This window comes from Micromonospora arida, assembly GCF_042873195.1.
GTDB classification, from domain to species: Bacteria; Actinomycetota; Actinomycetes; order Mycobacteriales; family Micromonosporaceae; genus Micromonospora; species Micromonospora arida.
Genome location: NZ_JBIALC010000014.1, coordinates 108,427 through 132,617 on the forward strand (window position 1 = coordinate 108,427; position 24,191 = coordinate 132,617).

The 24,191-nt window shown below is 69.2% G+C and carries 18 protein-coding genes and 1 pseudogene; 15 read left to right on the top strand and 4 right to left on the bottom strand.

Going from position 1 to position 24,191, the window contains the following annotated elements:
* Positions 1 to 73: 73 nt before the first annotated feature.
* The 10 genes from ACFYP0_RS29315 (at position 74) to mmsB (ending at position 15,387) form a co-directional block, all read left to right on the top strand.
* Positions 74 to 1,615, top strand: coding sequence for a sugar ABC transporter ATP-binding protein (locus ACFYP0_RS29315; RefSeq protein WP_355498821.1), 1,542 nt, complete (start codon positions 74 to 76; stop codon positions 1,613 to 1,615).
* Complete coding sequence (locus ACFYP0_RS29320; protein ID WP_355498824.1) at positions 1,612 to 2,682, top strand: ABC transporter permease; 1,071 nt, start codon at positions 1,612 to 1,614, stop codon at positions 2,680 to 2,682. Before ACFYP0_RS29315 ends, ACFYP0_RS29320 begins: the two co-directional genes overlap by 4 nt.
* Positions 2,679 to 3,668 carry a galactofuranose ABC transporter, permease protein YjfF gene (yjfF, locus tag ACFYP0_RS29325; RefSeq protein ID WP_124860723.1) on the top strand — a complete coding sequence of 330 codons (990 nt, stop codon included), beginning with the start codon at positions 2,679 to 2,681 and terminating at the stop codon, positions 3,666 to 3,668. The genes ACFYP0_RS29320 and yjfF overlap by 4 nt, the downstream gene beginning before the upstream one ends.
* A gap of 26 nt (positions 3,669 to 3,694) precedes the next feature.
* Complete coding sequence (gene araA, locus ACFYP0_RS29330) at positions 3,695 to 5,197, top strand: L-arabinose isomerase (protein ID WP_355498828.1); 1,503 nt, start codon at positions 3,695 to 3,697, stop codon at positions 5,195 to 5,197.
* Positions 5,198 to 5,534: 337 nt separating this feature from the next.
* Positions 5,535 to 7,655 carry a family 43 glycosylhydrolase gene (locus ACFYP0_RS29335; RefSeq protein ID WP_355498831.1) on the top strand — a complete coding sequence of 707 codons (2,121 nt, stop codon included), beginning with the start codon at positions 5,535 to 5,537 and terminating at the stop codon, positions 7,653 to 7,655.
* Between the two features lie 411 nt (positions 7,656 to 8,066).
* The gene (locus ACFYP0_RS29340; RefSeq protein ID WP_181539476.1) at positions 8,067 to 9,053 is read left to right on the top strand and encodes a LacI family DNA-binding transcriptional regulator; all 987 of its coding nucleotides are present in this window, start codon (positions 8,067 to 8,069) and stop codon (positions 9,051 to 9,053) included.
* Between the two features lie 355 nt (positions 9,054 to 9,408).
* Positions 9,409 to 11,064, top strand: coding sequence for a glycoside hydrolase family 27 protein (locus ACFYP0_RS29345; RefSeq protein WP_124860731.1), 1,656 nt, complete (start codon positions 9,409 to 9,411; stop codon positions 11,062 to 11,064).
* A 311-nt stretch (positions 11,065 to 11,375) separates the two neighbouring features.
* On the top strand, positions 11,376 to 12,518 hold the full coding sequence (chvE, locus tag ACFYP0_RS29350; RefSeq protein ID WP_124860733.1) for a multiple monosaccharide ABC transporter substrate-binding protein: 1,143 nt from the start codon (positions 11,376 to 11,378) through the stop codon (positions 12,516 to 12,518).
* An 83-nt stretch (positions 12,519 to 12,601) separates the two neighbouring features.
* Complete coding sequence (gene mmsA, locus ACFYP0_RS29355; protein WP_355498833.1) at positions 12,602 to 14,140, top strand: multiple monosaccharide ABC transporter ATP-binding protein; 1,539 nt, start codon at positions 12,602 to 12,604, stop codon at positions 14,138 to 14,140.
* A complete protein-coding gene (gene mmsB, locus ACFYP0_RS29360) occupies positions 14,137 to 15,387 on the top strand; it encodes a multiple monosaccharide ABC transporter permease (protein WP_124860737.1) in 1,251 nt (416 codons plus the stop codon). Before mmsA ends, mmsB begins: the two co-directional genes overlap by 4 nt.
* A 204-nt stretch (positions 15,388 to 15,591) precedes the next feature.
* On the opposite strand, the pseudogene ACFYP0_RS29365 reads toward mmsB, so the two are convergent.
* Positions 15,592 to 16,179 (bottom strand): annotated as a pseudogene (locus ACFYP0_RS29365) (metallophosphoesterase family protein); the annotation flags it as partial.
* A 62-nt stretch (positions 16,180 to 16,241) separates the two neighbouring features.
* On the opposite strand from ACFYP0_RS29365, the gene ACFYP0_RS29370 reads away from it, so the two are divergent.
* The 3 genes from ACFYP0_RS29370 (at position 16,242) to ACFYP0_RS29380 (ending at position 19,234) form a co-directional block, all read left to right on the top strand.
* Positions 16,242 to 16,397, top strand: a complete 156-nt coding sequence (locus tag ACFYP0_RS29370; protein ID WP_356980247.1) for a hypothetical protein — start codon at positions 16,242 to 16,244, stop codon at positions 16,395 to 16,397.
* 219 nt (positions 16,398 to 16,616) lie between these two features.
* Positions 16,617 to 17,783 (top strand): peptidoglycan DD-metalloendopeptidase family protein, encoded by a 1,167-nt coding sequence (locus tag ACFYP0_RS29375; RefSeq protein WP_356980195.1) that lies wholly within the window; start codon positions 16,617 to 16,619, stop codon positions 17,781 to 17,783.
* Positions 17,784 to 17,848: 65 nt separating this feature from the next.
* Positions 17,849 to 19,234 (top strand): N-acetylmuramoyl-L-alanine amidase, encoded by a 1,386-nt coding sequence (locus ACFYP0_RS29380; protein ID WP_124856323.1) that lies wholly within the window; start codon positions 17,849 to 17,851, stop codon positions 19,232 to 19,234.
* A gap of 23 nt (positions 19,235 to 19,257) precedes the next feature.
* On the opposite strand, the gene ACFYP0_RS29385 is transcribed toward ACFYP0_RS29380, so the two are convergent.
* Genes ACFYP0_RS29385 through ACFYP0_RS29395 form a run of 3 tightly spaced genes read right to left on the bottom strand, consistent with a single transcriptional unit; the run spans position 19,258 to position 22,997 of the window.
* Positions 19,258 to 19,839, bottom strand: coding sequence for a TetR/AcrR family transcriptional regulator (locus tag ACFYP0_RS29385; protein WP_124856321.1), 582 nt, complete (start codon positions 19,837 to 19,839; stop codon positions 19,258 to 19,260).
* 51 nt (positions 19,840 to 19,890) lie between these two features.
* Positions 19,891 to 20,556 carry a hypothetical protein gene (locus tag ACFYP0_RS29390; protein WP_124856319.1) on the bottom strand — a complete coding sequence of 222 codons (666 nt, stop codon included), beginning with the start codon at positions 20,554 to 20,556 and terminating at the stop codon, positions 19,891 to 19,893.
* Positions 20,553 to 22,997 (bottom strand): PEP/pyruvate-binding domain-containing protein, encoded by a 2,445-nt coding sequence (locus ACFYP0_RS29395; protein ID WP_124856317.1) that lies wholly within the window; start codon positions 22,995 to 22,997, stop codon positions 20,553 to 20,555. The genes ACFYP0_RS29390 and ACFYP0_RS29395 overlap by 4 nt, the downstream gene beginning before the upstream one ends.
* A 122-nt stretch (positions 22,998 to 23,119) precedes the next feature.
* On the opposite strand from ACFYP0_RS29395, the gene ACFYP0_RS29400 reads away from it, so the two are divergent.
* Positions 23,120 to 23,779 carry a M23 family metallopeptidase gene (locus ACFYP0_RS29400; RefSeq protein WP_355498843.1) on the top strand — a complete coding sequence of 220 codons (660 nt, stop codon included), beginning with the start codon at positions 23,120 to 23,122 and terminating at the stop codon, positions 23,777 to 23,779.
* 74 nt (positions 23,780 to 23,853) lie between these two features.
* A complete protein-coding gene (locus ACFYP0_RS29405) occupies positions 23,854 to 24,084 on the top strand; it encodes a DUF2188 domain-containing protein (RefSeq protein ID WP_124856313.1) in 231 nt (76 codons plus the stop codon).
* The last annotated feature ends 107 nt before the right edge of the window (positions 24,085 to 24,191 follow it).

Genomic DNA, 24,191 nt, shown 5'->3' on the forward strand with positions numbered 1-24,191 from the left:
AGGGTCGACCGGGCGGGCGTGGCGGGAGCGTAGCGGCCCTTCCGTGTCGACAACCCAGAAGAGGTCTGATGGGATGACGGATAGCCGTCCGGTCCTGACGATGACCGGGATCAGCAAGTCCTTCCCCGGGGTGCGTGCACTCCACGACGTCAACTTCCGGCTCTTCCCCGGCGAGGTGCACGCCCTGATGGGCGAGAACGGCGCCGGCAAGTCGACCCTCATCAAGGTGCTCACCGGCGTCTACGACACCGACGAGGGCGCGATCACCCTCGACGACGAGCCCGTGTCGTTCACCGGGCCGATGCAGGCGACCGCCGCTGGTGTCAGCACCGTTTTCCAGGAAGTCAACCTCTGCACCAACCTCTCGGTGGCGGAGAACATCTTCATCGGCCGTGAGCCTCGGCTCCTCGGCGCCGTCCGCTGGGGTGAGGTCCGCCGCCGCGCCCGGGACCTGCTGGCCCGCCTCGACCTCGACCTCGACGTCAGCGCGCCACTCGGCTCGTACTCGCTCGCGATCCAGCAGATGGTCGCCATCGCCCGCGCGATCGACATCAAGGCGCGGGTGCTGATCCTGGACGAGCCGACGTCCAGCCTCGACGCCAGCGAGGTGGCGCAACTGTTCCGCATCATGCGGCAACTGCGCGACGAGGGCATCGCGATCCTGTTCGTGACCCACTTCCTCGACCAGGTCTACGAGATCTCCGACCGGATCACCGTGCTGCGCAACGGCGGGCTCGTCGGCGAGTACCTCACCACGGAGCTGCCCCAGCTCTCCCTGGTCGAGAAGATGATCGGCAAGGAGCTCGACGTCCTGGAGGGCATCGAGGAGCACTCCCGGCGGGACCTCGCCGCGCTGGAGGAGGGCACCCCCCTGGTGGCGGTGTCGGACTTCGGTCGGGCGGGTGCGGTCGAGCCGTTCAGCCTCACCATCCACGCCGGCGAGGTGGTGGGCCTGGCCGGCCTGCTGGGCTCGGGGCGTACCGAGGTCGCGCGGTTGTTGTTCGGGGCCGACCGGGCCGACGGCGGTCAGGTCGCGATCGACGGCGCGGCGGGCAGCCTGCGCACCCCCGCCCAGGCCATCGACCACGGCGTGGGCTTCTGTTCGGAGAACCGCCGGGCCGAGGGGATCGTCGCCGACCTGTCGGTCCGCGAGAACATGATCCTGGCCATGCAGGCGGCACGCGGCTGGCTGCGGCCCATTCCGCGTCGCCGCCAGGACGAGCTGGTCGACAAGTACGTCAAGGCCCTCAACATCCGGCCCGCCGACCCGGAGGTGCCGGTACGCAACCTCTCCGGCGGCAACCAGCAGAAGGTGCTGCTGGCCCGGTGGCTGATCACCGAGCCGCGACTGCTGATCCTCGACGAGCCGACCCGGGGCATCGACATCGGCGCGAAGACCGAGATTCAGAAGCTCGTGACGCAGCTGTCCGACGGGGGCATGGCGGTGCTGTTCATCTCCGCCGAGTTGGAGGAGGTGCTGCGCCTCAGCCACAAGGTGGCCGTCATGCGGGACCGGCAGATGGTCGCGCAGCTCGCCAACGACGAGAGCCTGGACGCCGACCGCGTCATGCAGACCATCGCCAGCGGATCCCACCGGGAGGAGGCAGACCGATGAACGACACCATGAGCCGCTATCGGACGATGATCGGTCACCGGCTGTTCTGGCCCGCCGCCGTGCTGTTCGTCATGCTCGCCGCCAATACGATCTACCGGCCCGGGTTCCTGTCCATCGAGCTCAAGGACGGGCACCTGTACGGCACGCCGATCGACATCCTGCGGCTGAGCGCACCGCTGATCCTCGTCGCGTTGGGCATGACCCTGGTCATCTCCACCGGCGGCATCGATCTGTCGGTGGGCTCGCTCTGCGCGATCAGCGGTGCGATCGCCTGCATGTACATCAGCAAGCAGCCCGACCAGAACAGCCTTGGCGTGGTGGTGACCGCCCTCGCGATGGCGCTGGGTGTCTCGCTCGTGCTCGGCGCCTGGAACGGGGTGCTGGTGGCCGTGATCGGTATCCAACCGATCATCGCCACCCTGATCCTGATGGTGGCCGGCCGGGGTCTCGCCCAGCTGATCACCGAGGGCCAGATCATCACCATCAACTCCGAGCCGTACCGGGCGATCGGCCTGGGCCACGCGTTGACCCTGCCGCTGGCCATCTTCATCGCCCTCGCCGCGGCCCTGCTGGTCGCCGCGTTCACCCGTCGCACCGCACTCGGCATGATCATCGAGTCGGTGGGCGGCAACGCCATGGCCAGCCGGCTCGCCGGCATCCGGTCCGGCCGGGTCATCTTCCTGGTGTACGTGATCAGCGCCGCGTGCGCCGCGGTCGCCGGTTTCATGATGACGGCAAACGTCTCCAGCGCCGATGGCAACGCCGCCGGTCTCTGGGTCGAGTTGGACGCGATCCTCGCGGTCGTCATCGGCGGTACGTCGCTCGCGGGTGGCCGGTTCTTCCTCAGCGGCACGATCATCGGCGCGCTGATCATCCAGACCCTGACCACCACGGTGTACGCCATGGACATCTCACCGCAGACCTCGCTGCTGTTCAAGGCGGTCGTCGTCATCGCCGTCTGCCTCATCCAGGCGCCGGCCTTCCGGGCCCGGTTCAGCCGACGTAGGCGCAAAGCCCCGCCGCCCGCCACCATCGCCGACAAGCCGAAGGAGCAGGTGCCGGCATGACCACTGGAACGCTTACCGCCGGTCGTACCCGGTTCCGACTGCCGAGGAAGCAGATACCGGTCCTGGCGACGCTCGCCCTGCTGCTGGTGATGTACGGCATCGGCGTCTCGCAGTACACGGCGTTCTCCAACGTCCAGGTCATCTTCAACGTCTTCATCGACAACGGCTTCCTGCTCGTCGTCGCGGTGGGCATGACCTTCGTGATCCTCACCGGTGGCATCGACCTGTCGGTCGGTTCGGTGGTCGCCATGACGGCGATGGTGTCGGCCGCGCTGCTGCAGGACGGCATGCCGGCGGCGCTTGTGCTGGTCATCGCCCTGCTCATCGGCCCGACGCTCGGCTTCTTGATGGGCTGCGTCATCCACTTCTTCGAGATCCAGCCGTTCATCGTCACGCTCGCCGGGATGTTCTTCGCCCGGGGCATGTGCACGTTCATCTCCGGCGCGTCGATCCCGATCACCGACGGGTTCTGGACCTCGATGTCGCAGGAGCGGATCGGTAACCCGCAGGGCAACTTCGTGTCGATCAGCGTGCTGGTCGCCTTCGTGGTGGTCGTCATCGCCGCGTACACGCTTGCCTACACCCGGCTGGGACGCAACGTGTACGCCATCGGGGGCAACCCGCAGTCGGCGCTGCTGATGGGCCTGCCGGTGGGGCGGACCCGGATCGCCGTCTACACGATCAGCGGTCTGTGCTCGGCCATCGGCGGGATCCTGCTGTCCTTCTACACCCTCTCCGGCGCGCCGCTGATCGCCGTGGGGATGGAGTTGGACGTCATCGCCGCCGTCGTCATCGGTGGCACGGTGCTCACCGGCGGCGCGGGTTACGTCTTCGGCACGGTGCTCGGCGTGCTGGTTCTCGGCGTGATCCAGACCCTCATCACCTTCGATGGGAGCCTCAACTCCTGGTGGACCAAGATCGTGATTGGCGGTCTGCTCTTCGCGTTCATCCTCCTTCAGCGCCTCATCGGAATTCGTTACAAGTGACCGCCCCTCTCGCGGAAGGCAACTCCATGGCACCACACACCGAACCCGAGATCTGGTTCCTCACCGGCAGCCAAGGCATGTACGGCGAGGAGACGCTCCGCCAGGTGGCCGAGCAGTCTCGCCAGATCGCGGCCGCACTCGACGACTCGCCGCAGATTCCCGCCCGCGTGGTCTGGAAGCCCGTCCTGACCAACAGCGGTGAGATCCTGCAGGTCTGCCGGGAGGCCGCCGCTCAGGGTGCCGTCGGGGTCATCGCCTGGATGCACACGTTCTCACCGGCCAAGATGTGGATCTCCGGTCTGGACGCGTTGCAGACACCGCTGCTGCACCTGCACACCCAGGCCAACGTTCTGCTGCCGTGGAACGACATCGACATGGACTTCATGAACCTGAACCAGGCCGCCCACGGCGACCGTGAGTTCGGGTACATCCAGACGCGTCTCGGTGTGGCCCGTAAGACCGTGGCCGGGCACGTCAGCGACCCGCGGGTGACCACTCGGATCGGGGCCTGGGCCCGCGCCGCGCTGGGCTGGTCGGCGATGCGGTCGCTGCGCCTGGCCCGCTTCGGCGACAACATGCGCGACGTCGCGGTGACCGAGGGCGACAAGGTCGAGGCCGAGCTGCGGTTCGGGGTCTCGGTCAACACCTACGGCGTCAACGACCTGGTCGAGGTGGTCGGCGAGGTCACCGACGCGCAGGTGGACGACCTGGTCAAGGAGTACGAGGACACCTACCGCATCGTCGGCGAACTGCTGCCCGGTGGCGAGCAGCACGACTCGCTGCGGTACGCCGCGCGCGTGGAGTTGGGCATGCGCGCCTTCCTGGACGCGGGCGGGTTCCGGGCCTTCACGACGAACTTCGAGGACCTCGGTGGGCTGCGTCAGCTGCCGGGCATCGCCGTGCAGCGGCTGATGGCGGACGGCTACGGCTTCGGCGGTGAGGGCGACTGGAAGACCTCGGTCCTGGTCCGCACCCTCAAGGCGATGTCGGTGGGCGTGAGCGGCGGCACGTCGTTCATGGAGGACTACACCTACGACCTCACCCCGGGCAACGAGTTGGTGCTCGGCGCCCACATGCTGGAGGTCTGCCCGACGATCGCCTCCGACGTGCCCAACGTGGAGATCCATCCGCTGAGCATCGGTGGCCGGGAGGACCCGGTCCGGCTGGTGTTCGACGCCGCGCCCGGTCCGGCCGTGGTGCTCGGGCTGTCCGACATGGGGGAGCGTTTCCGGCTGGTGGCCAACGAGATCGACGTGGTGGCGCCGCCCCAGCCGCTGCGCCGGTTGCCGGTTGCCCGCGCCGTCTGGCGTCCGCGCCCCGACCTGCCGGTCTCGGCCGAGGCGTGGATCACCGCGGGCGCCCCGCACCACACCGTGCTGTCGCAGGCGGTGGGCGTGGAGGAGCTGCACGACCTGGCGGAGATGAGCCGCACCGAACTCGTCGTCATCGACGCCACCACGGAGCCTCGCCGCTTCGCCGACGAGCTGCGCTGGAACCAGGCCTACTACCGGCTGGCCCGCGGCTTCTGATTCACGCGGTCGGACCGCACGAAACGGGTGGTCCACCCCTGCCTGCGGGCGGGGGTGGGCCACCCGTTCGCGTGTGCGCCAGCCGGGCCACGAGGCGGTTGTGTTACGCCTTGACTAACAGCATGTTATCGCTCACAGTCTATAACCAAGATGGTCGATGTCGTTGGCTGGTCCGGCCGCGCGCACGTCCTACCCCCGCGGTTTCGGCGCCTCGTCACCGCGGCGGTAGGGCGATCGGTGTTAGCGATCACATGGCCGGGCGTGGTCAGCTCGGTGCCCCGCCCGGTGCCGCGGACGCCGACCCAGACCGCACGGTTCGCGTCAGCAGAGGAGGATCATGCTTTCCATCGGTCGGGTTCCCCGGGGTGCGCCACGACGGCGCGGGTGGCTGTCGAGACTCGCCGTCGCCGCGATGGTGCTGGTGGTCGGTGGCGCGGCTGCTGCCGTCGCCTCGTCGCCCGCGTCAGCGGCCACCGTCGACACCAGCGCCTGGTACGTGTTGGTGAACCGCAACAGTGGCAAAGCCGTGGACGTGTACAACCTGGCTACGAACGACGGTGCGCGGATCACCCAGTGGACGCGTAACAACGGCAACCAGCAGCAGTGGCAGTTCGTGGACTCCGGAGGCGGCTACTACCGACTCAAGTCGAGGTTGTCGGGCAAGGTGCTGGACGTCTCGGGCTTCTCGACCGCCAACGGCGCCAGCATCGTGCAGTGGAGCGACAACAACAGCACCAACCAGCAGTTCCGGCTGGCCGACTCGGACGGCGGGTACGTCCGGTTGATCAACCGCAACAGCAACAAGGCGATGGAGGTGCAGGGCGCCTCGACCGCCGACGGCGGAAACATCGTGCAGTACGACGACTGGAACGGCACCAACCAGCAGTGGCAGCTCGCCCGCGTCGACGGCGGGACCGACCCCACGACGCCGCCCCCCACCACGCCGCCCCCGTCGAACGGTACGTTCTCGAACCCGGCTGTCTGGCAGGACTTCGCCGACGTCGACATCATCCGGGTGGACAACGCCTACTACATGTCGGCGTCCACCATGCACTACTCGCCTGGCGCTCCGGTCCTGCGCTCGTACGACCTGGTGAACTGGGAGTTCGCCGGTCACTCCGTGCCTCGACTCGACTTCGGCTCGAAGTACGACATGAGCGGTGGTAACGCCTACGTCGACGGCATCTGGGCGTCGACGCTGAACTACCGGCCGAGCAACCGGACGTACTACTGGGCCGGGTGCATCGACTTCGCGCAGACCCACATCTACACCGCGTCCGCCGTCGACAGCACCTGGAGCAAGCACACCACCATCCCCAACTGCTACTACGACGCGGGGATGCTGATCGACGACAACGACACCATGTACGTGGCGTACGGCAACGGGACCATCAGCGTGGCGCAGCTGTCCGCGGACGGGAAGTCCCAGGTTCGCGCCCAGCAGGTGTATACGACGCCGTCGAGCATCGGCACGCTGGAGGGCGCCCGCTTCTACAAGCGCAACGGTGCCTACTACATCTGGCTCACCCGCCCCGCCAACGGCCAGTACGTGCTGAAGTCGACGAACGGCCCGTTCGGCCCGTACGAGCAGCGTCAGGTGCTGCTCAACCTGCCCGGCCCGATCTCCGGTGGCGGTGTGCCGCACCAGGGTGGGCTGGTGCAGACCCAGAACGGCGACTGGTACTACATGTCCTTCGTCGACGCGTACCCCGGTGGCCGGATGCCGGCCCTGGCCCCGATCACCTGGACCGGCGACGGCTGGCCCGTGCTGCAGACGGTCAACGGCACGTGGGGCAGCTCGTACCCGAAGCCGAACCTGCCCGCGCCGCCCCGGGCGGTCAAGCCGCTCACCGGCACCGACACGTTCGCCGGCACCACGCTCGGCCCGCAGTGGGAGTGGAACCACAACCCGGACAACAGCAAGTGGTCGGTCAACAACGGGCTGAACCTGCAGACCGCCACCGTCACCGGCGACCTGTACAAGGCGCGCAACACGCTGACCCACCGCATCCAGGGCCCCACCTCGACCGCGACGATCGAGTTGGACTACTCCACCATGCGCGACGGTGATCGCACCGGCCTGGCGGTGCTACGCAACTCGTCGGCCTGGATCGGAGTCCGACGGGACAACGGCTCCACCCGACTGGTCATGCAGAACGGTCTGACGATGGACGGCAGCTGGAACACCACCAGCACCGGCAGCGAGGTGGCGAGCACCGCTGTCTCCGGTGGCCGGATCTGGTTGCGCGCCAACGCCGACATCAGACCCGGCTCCGGCCGACAGGCTCGTTTCTCGTACAGCACCGACGGGGTGAACTTCACCTCGTTCGGCAACGCCCTGACGCTGGCGAACAACTGGCAGTTCTTCATGGGCTACCGATTCGCCATCTTCAACCACGCGACGCAGTCGCTCGGTGGCGCGGTCACCGTGCGGCGGTTCGACCTGACCACCCCGTGACACCGGTCACATGACGATCGATCTGACCGGTGGCGCTGGCGACGCAGCCCTGGCGGCATGTGAAGTCCGCGCCACCGCGTCAGGTCCTCGCCGGCCTGTTCCACGCTCTGCCCAGGAGCGAGGGCAGGCCGGCGAACCACATCGGGACCCTGCCCGTACCGGTTGGTTGGTGACTCCGGGCGGGCATCGCGTCGTACGGCTTCGGCGCGTGGAGCGGTCCCCGCACAGCCGTGCCGTGTTCGGGGCCGTTGCTGGCGTAGACTGTCGGCGATCCAGCGCTGGTCACCTGGGATTCAGCACCGGCGTGGTGACTGAGCGAGGGGGATCGGGCCGGGCCGCTCCAGTCGACGTCGACGGGCCGCGGGCCGGCGATGTAGCGGGGGGAGTGAAATGGCCGTCCACGGTCCCGCGATGACGGACGTTGCTCGTCTCGCCGGTGTCTCCCATCAGACGGTGTCGCGGGTGCTCAATGGGCACCCCAACGTCCGTGAGCAGACCCGGCTTCGGGTACGCGCGGCGATCGCCGAACTCGGCTACCGCCCCAACGGCGCGGCACGCGCTCTGGTGACCGGTCGATCACAGGTCATCGGTGTGGTCGCGCAGAACACGACGCTCTACGGTCCGGCGTCGCTGCTGGCCGCCCTGGAGCAGACCGCCGCCGAAGAGGGCTTCGCGGTCAGCGTCGGCAGCGTGCGCAACCTGGACCACCGCTCCATCTCGGCGGCCGTCGAGCGGCACCTGTCGCACCGGGTCGCCGGCATCGTGGTCATCGCCCCGGTCGAGTCGGCCGGCGAGGCGCTGGAGCGCCTGCCCAAGGATGTCCCGCTGGTCACGGTCGACGGTGACCCGAGCCGGCCGGTGCCGTTGGTGACGGTCGACCAGGTGGCGGGCGCCCGGGCGGCGACGCAACATCTGCTCGACGCCGGGCACCGCACCGTCTGGCACGTCTCCGGGCCGACCGACTGGTTCGACAGCGTGGGTCGGATCGACGGCTGGCGGCAGGCGTTGCTGGCCGCCGGGCTGGATCCGCCGCCGCCGATGCCGGGGGACTGGTCCGCCGCGTCGGGTTACCGGTGCGGGCAGATGTTGGCGCGGATGCCGGAGGTCACCGCCGTCTTCACCGCCAACGACCATCTCGCGCTGGGCGTGCTGCGGGCGCTGCACGAGTTCGGTCGACGGGTGCCGCACGAGATCAGCGTTGTCGGCTTCGACGACGTGCCGGAGGCGGCGTACTTCATTCCGCCGCTGACCACCGTCCGACCGGACTTCGACGCGGTGGCGCGAGCGAGCCTGCAGATGCTGCTGTCCCAGATCGAGTCGGGCACCGGTGGGGCGCTGCGGCAGACCATCGCCCCCGCTCTGGTCGCCCGCGAGAGCGTCGCTCCACCTCGTCGCTGACGGTCGGACCGACCGGAGGTCGCCCATCGCGTAGTGCGGGGAGCGGTCCCGCCGCCGCTCTCCGCCCAGCGGCGCACGCGCGTGCGGGTCCGTGCCAGCGGCGCACGCCGTGCGGGTTCGTGCCCAGCGTGCGCCAATTTTCGGCTTCCTCGCTCGATAAGACGCAACTCGATGGGTTACGCAGCGTGCCCAATCGATGCCGAGCGATACGAAGCGGTGAAGGTATTGAACCTCGTGAAATGTCGCCGTAACATGATGGGCGTCTCTGTTAACGCTAACAAAAATTGGCGTCCAACTATCGGCGTGCCGACCATAGATCGTAATCACGGGCGGGCGTCACCGACAAGGAGGCTCGATGAACCGCAATACCCGAGGTCGTCGCTGGGGGAGCGCACTGGCTGCCGGAATTCTGCTCGCCGGTGCCCTGGTCGGCCTTCGCGCCCCGACGGCGCAGGCACTGGACAACGGCGTGGCGCGCACTCCCCCCATGGGTTGGAATTCGTGGAACTCGTTCGGCTGCAACATCAACGAGGCGCTGATCCGGCAGACGGCGGATGCGATCGTCAGCAGCGGCATGCGGGACCTGGGCTACAACTACGTCGTGGTCGACGACTGCTGGTTCAACCCCAACCGGGACAGCTCCGGCAACATCCAGGGCGACCCCGGCCGGTTCCCCAGCGGGATGAAGGCGCTCGGCGACTACCTGCACGCCCGGAACCTGAAGTTCGGCCTCTACCAGGTGCCGGTCGACAAGACCTGCGCGCAGTACTTCGGCTCCTACCCCGGCGCGACCGGCAGCCGTGGCCACGAGGTGCAGGACGCGCGCCAGTTCGCCGCCTGGGGTGTCGACTTCCTGAAGTACGACTGGTGCTCGCCGGAGGGCAGCATCAACGACCAGGTGACCACCTTCGCCAAGATGCGTGACGCGCTGGCCGCCACCGGCCGACCGATCGTCTACAGCATCAACTCCAACAGCATCCACGCCAAGACCGGCCCGCAGCGCAACTGGGGCGACGTGGCGAACATGTGGCGAACCACCGAGGACATCACCAACGCGTGGGACACCGGCCAGAGCAACGGCTACCCGATGGGCATCCAGAACATCATCAACGTGACCGTTCCGTTGGCGTCCTACGCGAGGCCGGGTGGGTTCAACGACCCCGACATGATGGAGATCGGCCGCGGCGGCATGAACGACACGGAGATGCGCAGCCACTTCGCGATGTGGGCGATCATGGCGTCTCCGCTGATCGCCGGCAACGACGTGCGGAACATGAACGCCGCGACGCAGACAATCCTCAAGAACGCCAACCTGATCGCGATCAACCAGGACTCGCTCGGGTTGCAGGGGACGCAGGTGTCGTTCGACGGCACGCGTCGGGTGCTGGCCAAGCGGCTCGCCAACGGTGACGTCGCCGTGGCCCTCTTCAACCAGGGCGGCTCGACGACGACGATCTCGACCACGGCCGCGGCCATCGGCAAGTCCGGCTCGTCGTTCACCCTGGTGGACGCGTGGACCGGTGGCACCAGCTCCAGCAGCGGGACCATCAGCGCCAGCGTCCCCGCGCACGGCACTGTGGTGTACCGGGTCAGCGGCGGCGGAACCACTCCTCCGACGACGCCTCCGCCGACCACGTCGAGCGCGTATGCCAGCGCCGCCTCCGGCCGCTGCCTCGACGTGCCGAACAGCAACACGACCAACGGCACACAACCGGTCATCTGGGACTGCAACGGCGCCGCCAACCAGCGCTGGACCCGCAGCGGTCAGGCCCTGCAAGCTCTCGGCAAGTGCCTGGACGCGCCGCTGAACGCCACGGCCGGCGCCAAGGCGCAGCTCTGGGACTGCAACGGCGGGACCAACCAGCAGTGGACGGTCAACGCCAACGGCACGATCAGCAACACGCAGTCGGGTCTCTGCCTGGACGTCAACAACAACGGCACGGCCAACGGCACCACGGTGATCCTCTGGACCTGCACCGGAGCGGCGAACCAGCGGTGGTCGCAGCGGTAGCCGATCGGGACCGCCGACCGCCGAGGTCGCGGCAACCCACCTGATCCGGCGTGATGCTGGTGCCCGCGGACGACAGACGTCGTCCGCGGGCATCGGTCTGTAGAGTGCTGCGGACGACCACGCTGAGTCGCCGCGTCCTGCCCTTCCGGTGGATCGGCCACATGGCTACGCTCGCCCAGATGCTCCGTTACGAGACCGTGACACCGGTATTACGGATCTGGTGTTGACGCAATCTATGTGAGCGCTAACACTACCCGAAAGATGACAGTTGGCCCCGGCAGTCGGCGGGGGAGTCCAGAGAGGAGAAGCCCGTGGGCAGGAAATTCCTGGTTGCTCTCGGCGGCGCGGCACTCGCGCTGAGTTTGGCGGCGTGCAGCGGCGGGGGTGCGGGCAGCGGTGAGAAGTCCGGCGACGAGAAGCCGAGCGATCTGACCATCGGTGTGTCGATGCCGACCCAGACCTCGGAGCGGTGGATCGCCGACGGCAACGCGGTGAAGTCGAAGCTCGAGGCCAAGGGCTACAAGGTCGACCTCCAGTACGCCGGCGACGACATCCCCACGCAGTCGCAGCAGGTCGACCAGATGATCACCCAGGGTGCGGACGTCCTGATCCTCGCCGCGATCGACGGCACTGCCCTCAGCAGCCAGCTGCAGGCCGCCGCGGCCGCGAAGATCCCGGTCATCTCCTACGACCGACTGATCCGTGGCAGCAAGGACGTCGACTTCTACGTCAGCTTCGACAACTACAAGGTTGGCGTCGCCCAAGGCACCGCGCTGCTCGTCGGTCTCGGCCTGCTGAACAAGGACGGCTCGAAGGGCACCGCCAAGGGGCCGCTGAACGTCGAACTCTTCGCCGGGTCGCTGGATGACAACAACACCCAGTTCTTCTTCGGCGGCGCGATGGACACGCTGAAGCCGTTCATCGACGACGGCACGCTCGTCGTCAAGTCCAAGCAGACCACCCCCGAGCAGGTAGCCACCCTGCGGTGGCAGCAGGAGACCGCGCAGAAGCGGATGGAGAACCTGCTCACCTCGGCCTACAACGACGGCTCGAAGGTCGACGGGGTGCTCTCGCCGTACGACGGCATCTCCCGCGGCATCATCACCGCCCTGCAGAACGCCGGCTACGGCAAGGGCGCGAAGAAGCTCCCCGTGGTGACCGGCCAGGACGCGGAGATCGCCTCGATCAAGCTGATCAACGACGGCGTGCAGAGCTCCACGGTCTTCAAGGACACCCGGCTGCTGGCCGAGCAGGCCGTGAACGCGGCCGAGGCCTTCCTGCAGAAGAAGCAGCCGCAGGCCAACGACACCAAGACGTACAACAACGGCGTCAAGGTCGTCCCGGCGTACCTGCTGCCGATCGCGACCGTCTACAAGGACGACATCAAGGCGACGCTGATCGACTCCGGCTACTGGACGGCGGAAGAGGTCGCCGCCGGTCAGGCCAAGAAGTAAGCCACTCGTCGGGCCCGGCGGTCACCCGCCGGGCCCGACGCCTGGGCGCGTACCACGTCCAGACCTGACGGAGGACAGTGACCATGGACGACACCATCCTCGAGATGCGTCGCATCACCAAGACCTTCCCCGGCGTGACCGCGCTGGAGGACGTCAACCTCGCAGTGCGCCGCGGGGAGATCCACGCCATCTGTGGTGAGAACGGCGCCGGCAAGTCCACCCTGATGAAGGTGCTGTCCGGCGTCTACCCGTCCGGCTCGTACGACGGCGAGATCCTCTTCGACGGCAAGCCGATGCAGTTCCGGGGCATCCGCGACAGCGAGGCCAACGGCATCGTCATCATCCACCAGGAGCTCGCCCTGGTGCCGTACCTGTCGATCGCGGAGAACATCTTCCTCGGTAACGAGCGTCGCGGCCGCAGCGGGCTCATCGACTGGAACTTCGCCAACGCCGAAGCGGCGAAGCTGCTGGCGTCCGTCGGGCTGCACGAGAACCCGGTCACCCCGGTCATCCAGCTCGGCGTCGGCAAGCAGCAGCTCGTGGAGATCGCCAAGGCGCTGTCGAAGAAGGTGCGCCTGCTCATCCTGGACGAGCCGACCGCCGCGCTCAACGACATCGACTCGGCGCACCTGCTCGACCTGTTGCGGGCCCTCAAGGAGCAGGGCATCACCTGCATCATGATCTCGCACAAGCTCAACGAGATCACCGCCATCGCCGACTCGACCACGGTCATCCGCGACGGCCGCGCCGTGGAGACCCTCGACATGCGGTCCGACGAGGTGACCCAGCAGCGGATCATCCGGGGCATGGTCGGGCGCGACCTGGACAGCTTCTACCCCGACCGCGAGTCGTCCCCCGGTGACGAGGTCCTGCGGATCGAGGACTGGACCGTGCGGCACCCGGTCCAGGACCGGATGGTCGTCGAGGGCGTCGGGCTGTCCGTACGCGCCGGCGAGGTCGTCGGCATCGCGGGCCTCATGGGCGCCGGGCGGACCGAGCTGGCCATGAGCGTCTTCGGTCGGTCCTACGGGCGCGACATCCGGGGCCGACTCTTCGTCCACGGGCGGGAGGTGCAGGCGCGCACCGTCGCCGAGGCGATCGACAACGGCATCGCCTACGTCACCGAGGACCGCAAGCGTTACGGCCTCAACCTCATCGACGACGTGCGGCGCAACGTGTCCGCCGCCGCGTTGGACCGGCTGTCCCGCCTGGGCTGGGTGAACGGCAACGAGGAGATCAAGGTTGCCGAGACGAGCCGCAAGGAGATGAACATCCGGACGCCGAGCGTCATGGCGGTGGTCGGCAAACTCTCCGGTGGCAACCAGCAGAAGGTCGTGCTGTCGAAGTGGCTGTTCACCGACCCGGACGTGCTGATCCTCGACGAGCCCACCCGCGGCATCGACGTCGGCGCCAAGTACGAGATCTACACGATCATCAACCGGCTGGTGGCCGCCGGTAAGGCGGTGATCGTCATCTCCTCCGAGCTGCCGGAGCTGCTCGGAATGTGCGACCGCATCTACACCCTCGCCGCCGGCCGGATCACCGGCGAGATGCCGGTGGCCGAGGCGACTCAGGAGAGCCTCATGGAGCTGATGACCAAGGACAAGGAGCTCGTCGGATGACCAGCATCAAGACCCCTTCGACGGAGCACCCCACGCCCCCGGACAGCCCGCCCGCCGCCGCCCTGCACAGCGGGACGAACGACCTGCGGGCGCTGGTGTTGAACAACCTGCGGCAGAGCGGGATCTACGTCGCCCTGGTCGTCATCGTCGCGCTCTTCGCGGTCCTGACCGACGGGGTGCTGCTGAGCCCCGGCAACATCACCAACATCGTCCTCCAGTACTCGTACATCCTGGTCCTCGCGATCGGGATGGTCATCCTGATCATCGGCGGGCACATCGACCTGTCGGTCGGATCGGTCGTCGCGCTCACCGGAGCGGTCTCCGCCGTCCTGGTGATCCAGCAGGGCCATCCCTGGTGGATCGGCGTCGTGGCCGCGCTGGTCGTCGGCGTCGCGGTCGGGGCGTGGCACGGGTTCTGGGTGGCGTACGCCGGCATTCCGGCCTTCATCGTGACCCTCGCCGGCATGCTGCTGTTCCGGGGTCTGACCCTGCGGGTGCTCGACAACATCTCGCTGTCGCCGTTCCCGTCCGAGTACCAGCAGGTCGCGGCCGGCTTCCTCAACGGCCTGCTCGGTGGGCAGGGCTTCGACGCCTTCACGCTGCTGATCGGCGCCATCGCCGTGGCCGGCTACGCGGTCAGCGGCTTCCGCACCCGCGTGGCGCGGATCCGCTACCAGCAGCCCGTCGAGTCGTTCCCGCTCTTCGTCGCCCGGGTCGTACTGGTCGGCGCGGTCCTCATGTACTTCGCCTGGCAGCTGGCGCACGCCCGAGGGCTGCCGATCGTGCTGATCATCCTGGCGGTCCTGGTCCTGGTCTACGGCCTGCTCACCCGGCGTACCGTCTTCGGTCGCCAGGTCTACGCGATCGGCGGCAACCTGTCGGCGGCGGCGCTGTCCGGGGTGAAGGTCCGCACCGTCAACTTCTGGATGTTCGTCAACATGGGCTTCCTGGCGGCGGTGGCCGGCGTCATCTACTCGTCGCGGTCGAACGGCGCCCAGCCCGCCGCCGGCAACATGTTCGAGCTGGACGCGATCGCCGCGGCCTTCATCGGCGGCGCGGCGGTCACCGGTGGCGTGGGCACCGTGGTGGGCGCGATGGTCGGTGGTCTGATCATGGCGGTGATGAGCAACGGCATGCAGCTGATGGGCATCGACCAGTCGACCCAGTCGGTGGTGAAGGGTCTCGTCCTGCTCGTCGCGGTCGCCTTCGACGTCTACAACAAGCGCCGCGCCGGTACGGCCCGCTGACGCTCGGCCGGTACGCACGTGCCCCCTGCCCGCCTCGCGGACAGGGGGCACGCGCGTACTAACCGACTCCGCGATCTTGCACTTTGTGTTGACGATCTGCGGCTTATGCGGCAGAAGTCGGGACAGAAAGTGCAAGATCGACGGGGGGTGGGGTGGGGTGGGGTGGGGTGGGGTGGGGTGGGGTGGAGTGGGTGGGTGGTGGGGTTAGTGGCAGGTGCTGGTGCCGCTGTCGGTGTAGGTCTGGCCGGCCACCGGTACGAACTGCCAGTCGTAGCTGTTGGAGTGCAGGGTGAACTTCAGTACGCCCCACGCCGAGCTGTTACGCGCCTCGCTGTTGGGCTGGATGGTGCCGAAGCCGTAGTGGCCGGCGCCGCCCATCCCGGCGACGAAGCTGCGCAGACCCCGGCTGGAGTCTGCGCCACCGGCCGGGTTCATCGGAGCGAACCGCTCGTAGACGTGGTTGTGCCCCCACACCACGACGTCGGCGTCGTAGTCGTAGAGGGCCTGGTACAGCGGACGCGTCGACGTCGACGGCGCGTGGTTGGAGCTGGACGTGAACAGCGGGTGGTGCCAGTACGCGATCGTGCACGGCTTGCTGCTGGCGGCCAGGTCCGCGCGCAGCCACTGCTCCTGCGTCGAGCCGGCCGACATGCTGATGTTCGAGTTCAGCGACACGACGTGCCAGTTGCCGAGGTCGAACGAGTAGTACCCGCGACCGCTCGGGCCGGCGGACGTACCGAAGTAGTTGTAGTAGCCGCTCGCCCCCGACGTGTTGTAGTCGTGGTTGCCCGGCGACGGGCGGGTGCGGGACCTGTGCCGACCCCAGGTGGGCTCGTAGTAGCTGTTGAACTGCGATGCCGTCCCAGGCCGCGTGGCTGAACAACGAAGAGCTGGCCTACACGCTGCGCCGGGACGACGGCCAGCCCGACGTCTGGAGCGTCCCGGCGGACGGGTCCGGCACACCGACGCTGGTGATCCCCGGCGCCGAGTCGCCGTCGCCGCTCACCTGACGGTCCGGCCCCCGGCCCCAACGGTCCGGAAACCTGTAGGAAACCTTCGATGAGTGCGTTGACTTCGACGGTTTACTACACAACAATCAGCTTCAATATTTATGTCTATCTCTTGAACCTTGCAGTCGCCGCTGCTCAGACCCGCCGGCACTGCACCCCTCAGCGGCCACGGGCTCTGCATCAAGCCGGCCCGAGACCCCAATCGAGAGTGAGGGCACGATGAGAAACGGTCGACGATTGGCCGGCGGCGTCGCCGCGGCCCTGTTGATGGTCACGAGTCTGATCGGGGCCGCCCCCAGCGCCGCCTCCGCGGCCGTGACCCCCACGCTCACCGCTGCGGTGACCGCCAAACTGCTCGGCACCGCCGAGCTGTCCGCCGCCGATGCGCAACCGGAGACCCGGATCACCGTCAGCCGCACCAGCGGCCGGTGGGCGTTCGGCACCGCCGTCGCGCTCGCGCCCCGACAGGAGGACGCCCACCCGACCGGTTCGATCTTCATCGCCCGGTCCGAGCCCGCCGGGTGGCGGATCGCCTTCGACGGCGAGGCCGCCTTCGGTGCGCTGGCCGCCGAGTCGCCCCTGATGGCAAGCCAGGAGAAGAGCGTGTTCACCACCACCCCCACCCCGATGTACGCGGGCGGGGACTACCGGACCGGAATGGCCCTGCCGTTCGGTGTGGGCCAGACGTGGACGCTCACCAGTGGCCCACACGGCTGGGGTGGAACCGAGTCGCCGTACAGCTCGGTCGACCTGGCCGGTGGTGACCAGGTGGTCCGCGCCGCCCGGGCCGGAGCGGCGTACATGATGTGTCAGGGGTGGATCCGGGTGATCCACGACCGGGGCTACTCGACCGACTACTACCACCTGTGGAACAGCATCTCCGTCAACGGCGCCAGCGTCGGCCAGGGCGCCGCCCTGGGCAACACGGGCACCGACGTCACCTGCGGCGGAGCCGCCTACGGCCGGCACGTCCACTTCGGGCTCCGGCAGAACAGCGCGTACGTGCCGATCGCCGGCCACGACATCGGCAAGTGGGTACTGGCCAACGGCGCCGCCGCGTACCAGGGCGGGGCGCGGCACGGGTCGGCCTGGGCCGGTGCCGGCGGCGGCCTGTACAACTACGGCGCGCTCGGCTTCAACCAGGGGGTGGTCGACGCGAACGGCGGCGGGGTGCTCACCCGACGTGCCGGGCCGGGGACCGGCTACGGCTCGCTGGGCTCGGTGGCCGACGGCGCCACGGTCACGATCTCCTGCTCCGCCAACGGCACCTCCCACACCGGCCGGTACGGCACCACGGCGCTGTGGAACCGGTTGAGCGACGGCAGTTGGGTGTCCGACGCCTACCTGTCGACCGGTGTGAACGGCCCGATCAACGGCTGGTGCTGACGAGGTTCATCCTGCGGGTTGGCGGCCCACCGGCCGCCAACCCTCAGTCACCGTAAGGAGGGCTCATGTCCGTTCGCACCTTCCACCGAGGCCGGCTCCTGCTCGCCCTGACCACCGCCCTGACCACCGCCCTGACCGGAGTCGTCGCGGTCGCGTCACCGGCTTTCGCCGACCCCGGTGGGACGCCAGCGCCGGCCACCCCGCTGGCCGTCGCGTTCGACACCGCCGCCGCGCGATACGACGTGCCACGCGACCTGCTGGTGGCGCTGGGGTACGCCGAGTCGCGGCTGGACATGCACGCCCGCACACCGAGCGCGGCGGGCGGTCACGGGCTGATGCACCTGGCGAGCGCCCCCGGCGTGCGCACCCTGGACGAGGCCGCCGCGCTGACCCGGCTCAGTCCGGCCGCGCTGCGGACCGAACCCGCGGCGAACGTGCTCGGGGCGGCGGCCGTGCTGCGCTCGTACGCCGACCAGGCGGGCCTCGACGCCGCAACGCGCGACGACGTGAACGGTTGGTACGGCGCGGTCGCCCGGTACGGCGGCGCCAGCGAGGCGTCGGTCGCGCGGCTCTACGCCGACACCGTCTACGACCTGCTGCGGACCGGGTTCACCGGGCGCGGCGAGGCGGTGGCCGGGCGACCGGTCGCGCCCCGGCGGGGTGGCCTGGAGCGGGCCGCCGTGCTCGGCGGGATCGGCACCCTCAGCACCGACTACGGGCCGGCCGCGTGGGCGCCGGCGAGCACGAGCAACTACACGGTGGCCAGTCGACCGGGCAGCCACCCGGTCACCCGCATCGTCATCCACATGACGCAGGGCTCGTACGCCGGCGCTGTCAGCTGGTTCCAGAACCCGGCCGCCCAGGCCAGCGCGCACTACACCTTCCGCTCCTCCGACGGGGCCGTCACCCAGTCGGTGCGGGAGAAGGACATCGCCTGGCACGCCGGCAACTGGACCTACAACACCGAGTCGATCGGCATCGAGCACGAGGGGTTCGTCGACAACCCCGCCTGGTTCACCGACTCGATGTACCGCGCCTCGGCCGCGCTCACCCGTAGCCTCGCCACGAAGTACGGCATACCCAGGGACCGGGCGCACATCATCGCCCACCGTGAGGTGCCCGGTGCCACCCACACCGACCCGGGCCCGAACTGGAACTGGACCTACTACATGCAGTTGGTGAATGGAATCACTGGCATCGGCTCCGGCGTGGTGACCACCGAGGCGTCCAGCCTCAACGTGCGCTCCGGCCCCGGCGCCAGCTATCCGGTCGTCGGCTCGGTCGCCGACGGCGCCACCGTCGCCGTCTACTGCCAGGCCGTCGGCAGCACGGTCACCGGCCCGTACGGCACGACCTCCGTCTGGAACCGGATCGGCACCAACCGCTACGTCTCGGACGCCTTCGTGGTGACCGGCTACGACGGGTACATACCGAACGTGCCGCGCTGCTGAGGGCGCGGTACGACCACGACCGCTCAGGCGGCCGCCGACGAGCCGAAGAGCAGGTCCAGCTGGGCGTCCAGCGCGCCCAGCGCCTGCTCGGCGGTGTACTGCCCGCCCAGCAGATAGACGCCGAGCCCCTCCATCAGCGCGAGCAGGCCGGCCGCGGCGGCGGCACCGTGGCGGTCGGGCAGGACGCTGGCGATGAACCCGGTGAACTGCGCGGTGTCCTCGTGCAGGCTCGGCGCGGCCGACGGTCGCACCGCCGTGTAGGCGAGGAACGCGAGTGCCACCCGCCCGTTGTCGCGGGTGCGTTCGTCGAGCGGCAACAGCGCGGCGAGCATCGTGCGCAGCAGCAGCCGAGGCGACGGGTTCTCGCCCAGCCCTGCCACCGCCTCGGTGACCCGGAGCTGGCTGCGCTCCCGCACCACGCTCAACGCGAACGCCATCATCTCGTCCTTGGTCCGGAAGTAGTGCTGGACCATCCCGGCGGACACGCCGGCCTCGGCAGCCACGTGTCGGAGGCTGACGGCCTCCAGGCCCTGGTCCGCGGCGACCCGCATCAGCGCGTCCGCGATGAGGGTGCGTCGCTCCTGGTGATCGACCTTCTTGGGCATGGCCTCGATCGTTTCACAGTGGGTGGCCCGGAGACTCCGCCAGCGCGACGGTCACCGGCTGACGGTCTGGCTCACCGGAGTGCCCCGCGCGCTGCGCAGCAGGCCGTCCGGGTCGTCGGCGTACAGTCGCAGCTCGTTCACCGGCGTGGACCCGGCCTTCGGCAGGTCGAAGGTCAGCGGCCGGCGCAGCAGGACGTCGATGCTGGTCTGGCTGCCGACCGAGATGGACACCACCCGACGGTCACCCTCCTGCTCGACCTGCACCGATCTGCTCGACGGCAGCGAACGGTAGCGCTTGCGCAGCGCCTCGACGTCCGTCCACGGGATCCAGATGTCGATGCCCGAGCTGAGCCGCACCCGCAGGCCCCGGTCGCCCACGACGTGGGGGTGGATCGTCATGCTGGCGAACAGGCCGATCATCCAGAGCAGACCCCAGATGCCGAGGCCCAGCACGATCCAGCGGGCGGGCCGCCACGGCACCACGTGGGTGACCACCACGTCGAAGATCGGGATCTCCACGACCGACAGGCCGATGAAGATGCCCAGGATCGGCTTGACCACGCCGAGGTAGCCGAACGGCTCGTCGCCGGGCCCCAGCGGCAGTGGACGACGCCGCGCCCACACGTACAGGCTGCGCCACGTCGCGGCCTCGGCCTCGGCCGCCCGACGCAGCAGCGGGCCCACCCGCGCCCTGGTCGGTGTCCTGGTGTCGTTCATGGTCGTCCTTCTCGCTCGGGGGCCGACGGTCCGTGCGGCGTGACGGTTCCGGCGCCGCCGTCCACTGTGACGAGCTGCCCGGTGGTGATGGTCCGGGTGGCGTCCGGCACGCAGATGACGGCGGGAATGCCGTACTCACGGGCCACCGTCGGGCCGTGCGCCATGATCGCGCCGGTCTCGGTGACCAGCGCCGCCGCGGTGAGGAACAGCGGGGTCCAGCCGGGGTCCGTGGTCGCGGCGACCAGGACTTCGCCGGGCTCGACGTGGGCCCAGCCCGGGTCGTTCACGACCCGGGCTGGGCCGGTCACCCGGCCCGCTGACGCACCCACTCCGGCGAGCGTCCCGTCGCCGGTCGATGCCGCCGGCAGGACGGTCTCCACATCCGTACCGTCGGAGAGCAGTGCCACCGGCACCGTCCGACGCCGCATCTCGCGGCGGTGCACGGCCCGTCGGGCGGCGACGGTGCCGCGCAGATCAACACCCTGGTGTACGACGGTGTGCACCTCGTCGAGGGTCAGGAACATGATGTCGTCGGGTTGGTCCAGCGACCCGCGGGCGTGCAGGTCGACGCCGATGAGCAGCAGTTGGCGACGGGTCTCGCGCAGCGGGTACAGCCCGGCGAACTTGCCGGCCTCGCGCAGGCCGGCCAACGACCGCGCCCGGCGCAACAGGAAACCGGCGATCCTGCCCCGCACCGGCCGCCGACGGCGAGCTCGGGTGACCAGTTCCTGCAGCGCTGTCTCGGCCGCCGAGGCGGCCCGCTGGAAGCGCTGGTCGGGACCCTGTTGCGGATCGGTCACCCGCAGGTAGTTGGCGACCGCGGCGAAGACCGGCGTGGGGTCCTCCGCCCAACGTGGCACCCCGAGGTCGACTTCGGCGACGCCCCGATGCCCGTAGACGTCCAGGAAGGCCGCCATGCCGATGTCGGGCAGCGTCCCGCGCAGGTGGCGTGCGGCCAACTCGGCCGGCGGGGTGTCGAGGAGAAGCCGGCGGTGCTCGCCCACGCCCTGGGCGAGCCGCCACAGGGCCAGGTCCATCTCGATGGTGACGTTGTGCGGCATGCCGCCGAGCACGGTGTGGATCTCGTCCGGGCCGGCGACGCCCTTGAGCAGCGCGGTCGGCAGGGCGGCGGCGAGCATCCCGGCGACGATCGGCCACATGATCGCGTCGGCGCGGTCGTCGGCGTCGGCGTCGTCCTGTGCCTGCACGAAGCGCAGCCGGTCGGCGGTGGTACGCAGGTCGGCGGGGGCGGCGGAGCTCACCCTCAGCTGCTCGATCGCCTCGAACATCCGGGTCCGCGCGGCCTCCGGACGGGCCAGCGCCCGCAGGATCCCCGCCACCGCGCGACGGGCCGTGCGCAGCGACGCGGCTCCCGATGCCCCACCGCGCCGGTCGCCGCCGCTGGTCGGGGCGAACCGGGGATCCGCCAGCACGTGCTGCATCACAGCCTGGGCGCGCGGCCCGAAGTCGACCGCCAGGAGCTTCACCAGTCGCTTGCGGGACGACCGGTCGCGCGCGAGGTCGGTCAGGTCGCCGTAGAGGCGGCCGCCGATGTCGACGATCTCGACCCGTACCCCGAGCGCGGCGAGCATCGCGGCGATCTGCGTCCGCAGGGTCGACATGCCCATCGGGGTGACCGGTTGAAGCATGCCCTGAACGTGCCCGAATTCCAGGTAGACGCGGGGGAGGGGCTTCTCGCTGAGCGGCGGGGCGGGGAACAGGCTGGTGATCGGCCGGGACTGGAGGAGCCACAGCGCGTCGTCCGCGTCGATGGCCCACTCGACATCCTGTGGGCAGCCGAAGTGGGCCTGCAACCGATCGCCGGTGGCGCGAAGGCGGGCCAGTTGCGGGGACGTCAGGCATCCGGCCTCGGTGCGCGTGACGTCGTCGAGGATGTAGTGGTCGACGGCGGCGGCGCCGTCCACCACTGTCGTACCGAGGCCGGCAGCGGCGTCGACGGCCATCTCGTCGCGGCGACCGGTCAGCGGGTTCGCGGTGAACAGCACTCCCGCCACCGTGGGCGTGACCATGCGCTGCACGACGACGGCCATCCGCACCGTTTGGTGATCGATGCCGCGGGCGTCGCGGTAGGCGGTCGCGCGGTCGCCGTGCAGCGAAGCCCAGCACTTCTCGATGGCGGCGATCAGCTCGGCGGTGCCGGTGACGTCGAGGACGGTGTCCTGCTGCCCGGCGAAGCTCGCGTCCGGCAGGTCCTCGGCGGTGGCGCTGGAGCGCACCGCCACCGGGCCCGCGCCGAGCCGCTGGTACGCGGCGACGACCTGGGCCGTGGGGACGACGCCGAGCCGGTATGCCTCGGTGGTGACGCAGAAACCGTCGGGGACCCGCTCGCCGTGCCGGATCAGCTCGCCCAGCCCGGCCGCCTTGCCGCCGACCAGGGCGGTCATGGTGGCGGTCACCTCGGACAACGCGATCACGTGCATGGGAGCCCACTCTCATTGCAATACAACTGCATTGCATCTGACCGTACCCTCTTGGCGATGCGACTGCAATGTCACCGCTGTGGGTGCGCCACCTCGGGATCGGAACGTTGCCGGGATCTGCCATGCTCGGGCCGGTGACGACCGGCCGCCCGACCACAGCCCGTTCCCACCGCCGCCCTCGAAGCCGTGCCATCCGCGTCCTCCTCGCGCTCGTCGCGGCGGCGGCCGTCCTGGGCGTCGCGGTGGTCGCGGTGCCGATGCTGCGACCGGCCGGGCCGCGCCCGCTCTTCCAGATGCCGGTGACCTGCGGCGAGACGTGGCAGCTCAGCACCTACCCCGGTCACGACGACTACGACGTCGATTTCTTCCCGACCGAGGGTGAGACGTGGGGGCGGCCGGTGCTCGCCTCGTACGCCGGCACGGTCACCGTGGCGGGCATCAACGGCTCGCTGGGTGGTCGGAACCCGGAGAACCCGGACGGTCCACGGGGGCGCGGCGGCGGCTACTGGGTGAAGATCGACCACGGTGGCAAGTGGGAGACGCAGTACCTGCACATGCTCGAACCGCCACTGGTCACGGTCGGTCAGAAGGTCGCCCAGGGTGACCAGATCGGGCGGCTCGGCAGCACCGGCAACTCCGGCGCACCGCACCTGCACTACGAGCAGCGCCGCGGCTGGGACAAGGTCGAGACCCACTTCGACGGCACGCCGTCGGGCATCACCACCGACGAACGCGAACAGATCCTGCGGCGGGTGAGCAACAACTGCCCGGCCGTTCCCTGAGGACCGCAGTTTGCCCGGCACGGCTCGGGGGCACTGATTCGATGGACAGTGCAGACGCAGGGGAGGAGCCGGTCATGGCCAAGGGTGACGTCGACACGTACCACGAGGACGGGCAGTGGAAGAACAAGCCGGAGGGCCACGAGCGGGCCACCAGCACGCATGACGTGAAGGCCGACGCGCAGGCCGAGGGCCGCGAGATGGCGGCCGAGCGCGGCGTCGAACACGTGATCAAGAAGCAGGACGGCACGATCGGGGAGAAGAACACCTACCCCCGCAGCCGCGACCCTCGGGACATCGAGGGCTGACAGCCTCCAGTCTCAGCGGACCGACCTCCTCGGCGTGGCAGAGGAGGTCGGTCCGCTTGTGCGTGGCCGATGCCGAACCAGCTTTATCCCCGTACGAAAAATATGGG

What these genes read in the sequence shown, in the direction of transcription:
- ACFYP0_RS29340 (WP_181539476.1), top strand. Translation starts at nt 8,067, where the DNA reads ATGACGGACGTTGCTCGTCTCGCCGGTGTCTCCCATCAGACGGTGTCG.
- ACFYP0_RS29315 (WP_355498821.1), top strand. Translation starts at nt 74, where the DNA reads ATGACGGATAGCCGTCCGGTCCTGACGATGACCGGGATCAGCAAGTCC.
- mmsB (WP_124860737.1), top strand. Translation starts at nt 14,137, where the DNA reads ATGACCAGCATCAAGACCCCTTCGACGGAGCACCCCACGCCCCCGGAC.
- yjfF (WP_124860723.1), top strand. Translation starts at nt 2,679, where the DNA reads ATGACCACTGGAACGCTTACCGCCGGTCGTACCCGGTTCCGACTGCCG.
- ACFYP0_RS29390 (WP_124856319.1), bottom strand. Translation starts at nt 20,556, where the DNA reads ATGAACGACACCAGGACACCGACCAGGGCGCGGGTGGGCCCGCTGCTG.
- ACFYP0_RS29400 (WP_355498843.1), top strand. Translation starts at nt 23,120, where the DNA reads ATGCTCGGGCCGGTGACGACCGGCCGCCCGACCACAGCCCGTTCCCAC.
- ACFYP0_RS29375 (WP_356980195.1), top strand. Translation starts at nt 16,617, where the DNA reads ATGAGAAACGGTCGACGATTGGCCGGCGGCGTCGCCGCGGCCCTGTTG.
- ACFYP0_RS29380 (WP_124856323.1), top strand. Translation starts at nt 17,849, where the DNA reads ATGTCCGTTCGCACCTTCCACCGAGGCCGGCTCCTGCTCGCCCTGACC.
- araA (WP_355498828.1), top strand. Translation starts at nt 3,695, where the DNA reads ATGGCACCACACACCGAACCCGAGATCTGGTTCCTCACCGGCAGCCAA.
- ACFYP0_RS29320 (WP_355498824.1), top strand. Translation starts at nt 1,612, where the DNA reads ATGAACGACACCATGAGCCGCTATCGGACGATGATCGGTCACCGGCTG.
- ACFYP0_RS29385 (WP_124856321.1), bottom strand. Translation starts at nt 19,839, where the DNA reads ATGCCCAAGAAGGTCGATCACCAGGAGCGACGCACCCTCATCGCGGAC.
- ACFYP0_RS29335 (WP_355498831.1), top strand. Translation starts at nt 5,535, where the DNA reads ATGCTTTCCATCGGTCGGGTTCCCCGGGGTGCGCCACGACGGCGCGGG.
- mmsA (WP_355498833.1), top strand. Translation starts at nt 12,602, where the DNA reads ATGGACGACACCATCCTCGAGATGCGTCGCATCACCAAGACCTTCCCC.
- ACFYP0_RS29345 (WP_124860731.1), top strand. Translation starts at nt 9,409, where the DNA reads ATGAACCGCAATACCCGAGGTCGTCGCTGGGGGAGCGCACTGGCTGCC.
- ACFYP0_RS29395 (WP_124856317.1), bottom strand. Translation starts at nt 22,997, where the DNA reads ATGCACGTGATCGCGTTGTCCGAGGTGACCGCCACCATGACCGCCCTG.
- ACFYP0_RS29370 (WP_356980247.1), top strand. Translation starts at nt 16,242, where the DNA reads ATGCCGTCCCAGGCCGCGTGGCTGAACAACGAAGAGCTGGCCTACACG.
- ACFYP0_RS29405 (WP_124856313.1), top strand. Translation starts at nt 23,854, where the DNA reads ATGGCCAAGGGTGACGTCGACACGTACCACGAGGACGGGCAGTGGAAG.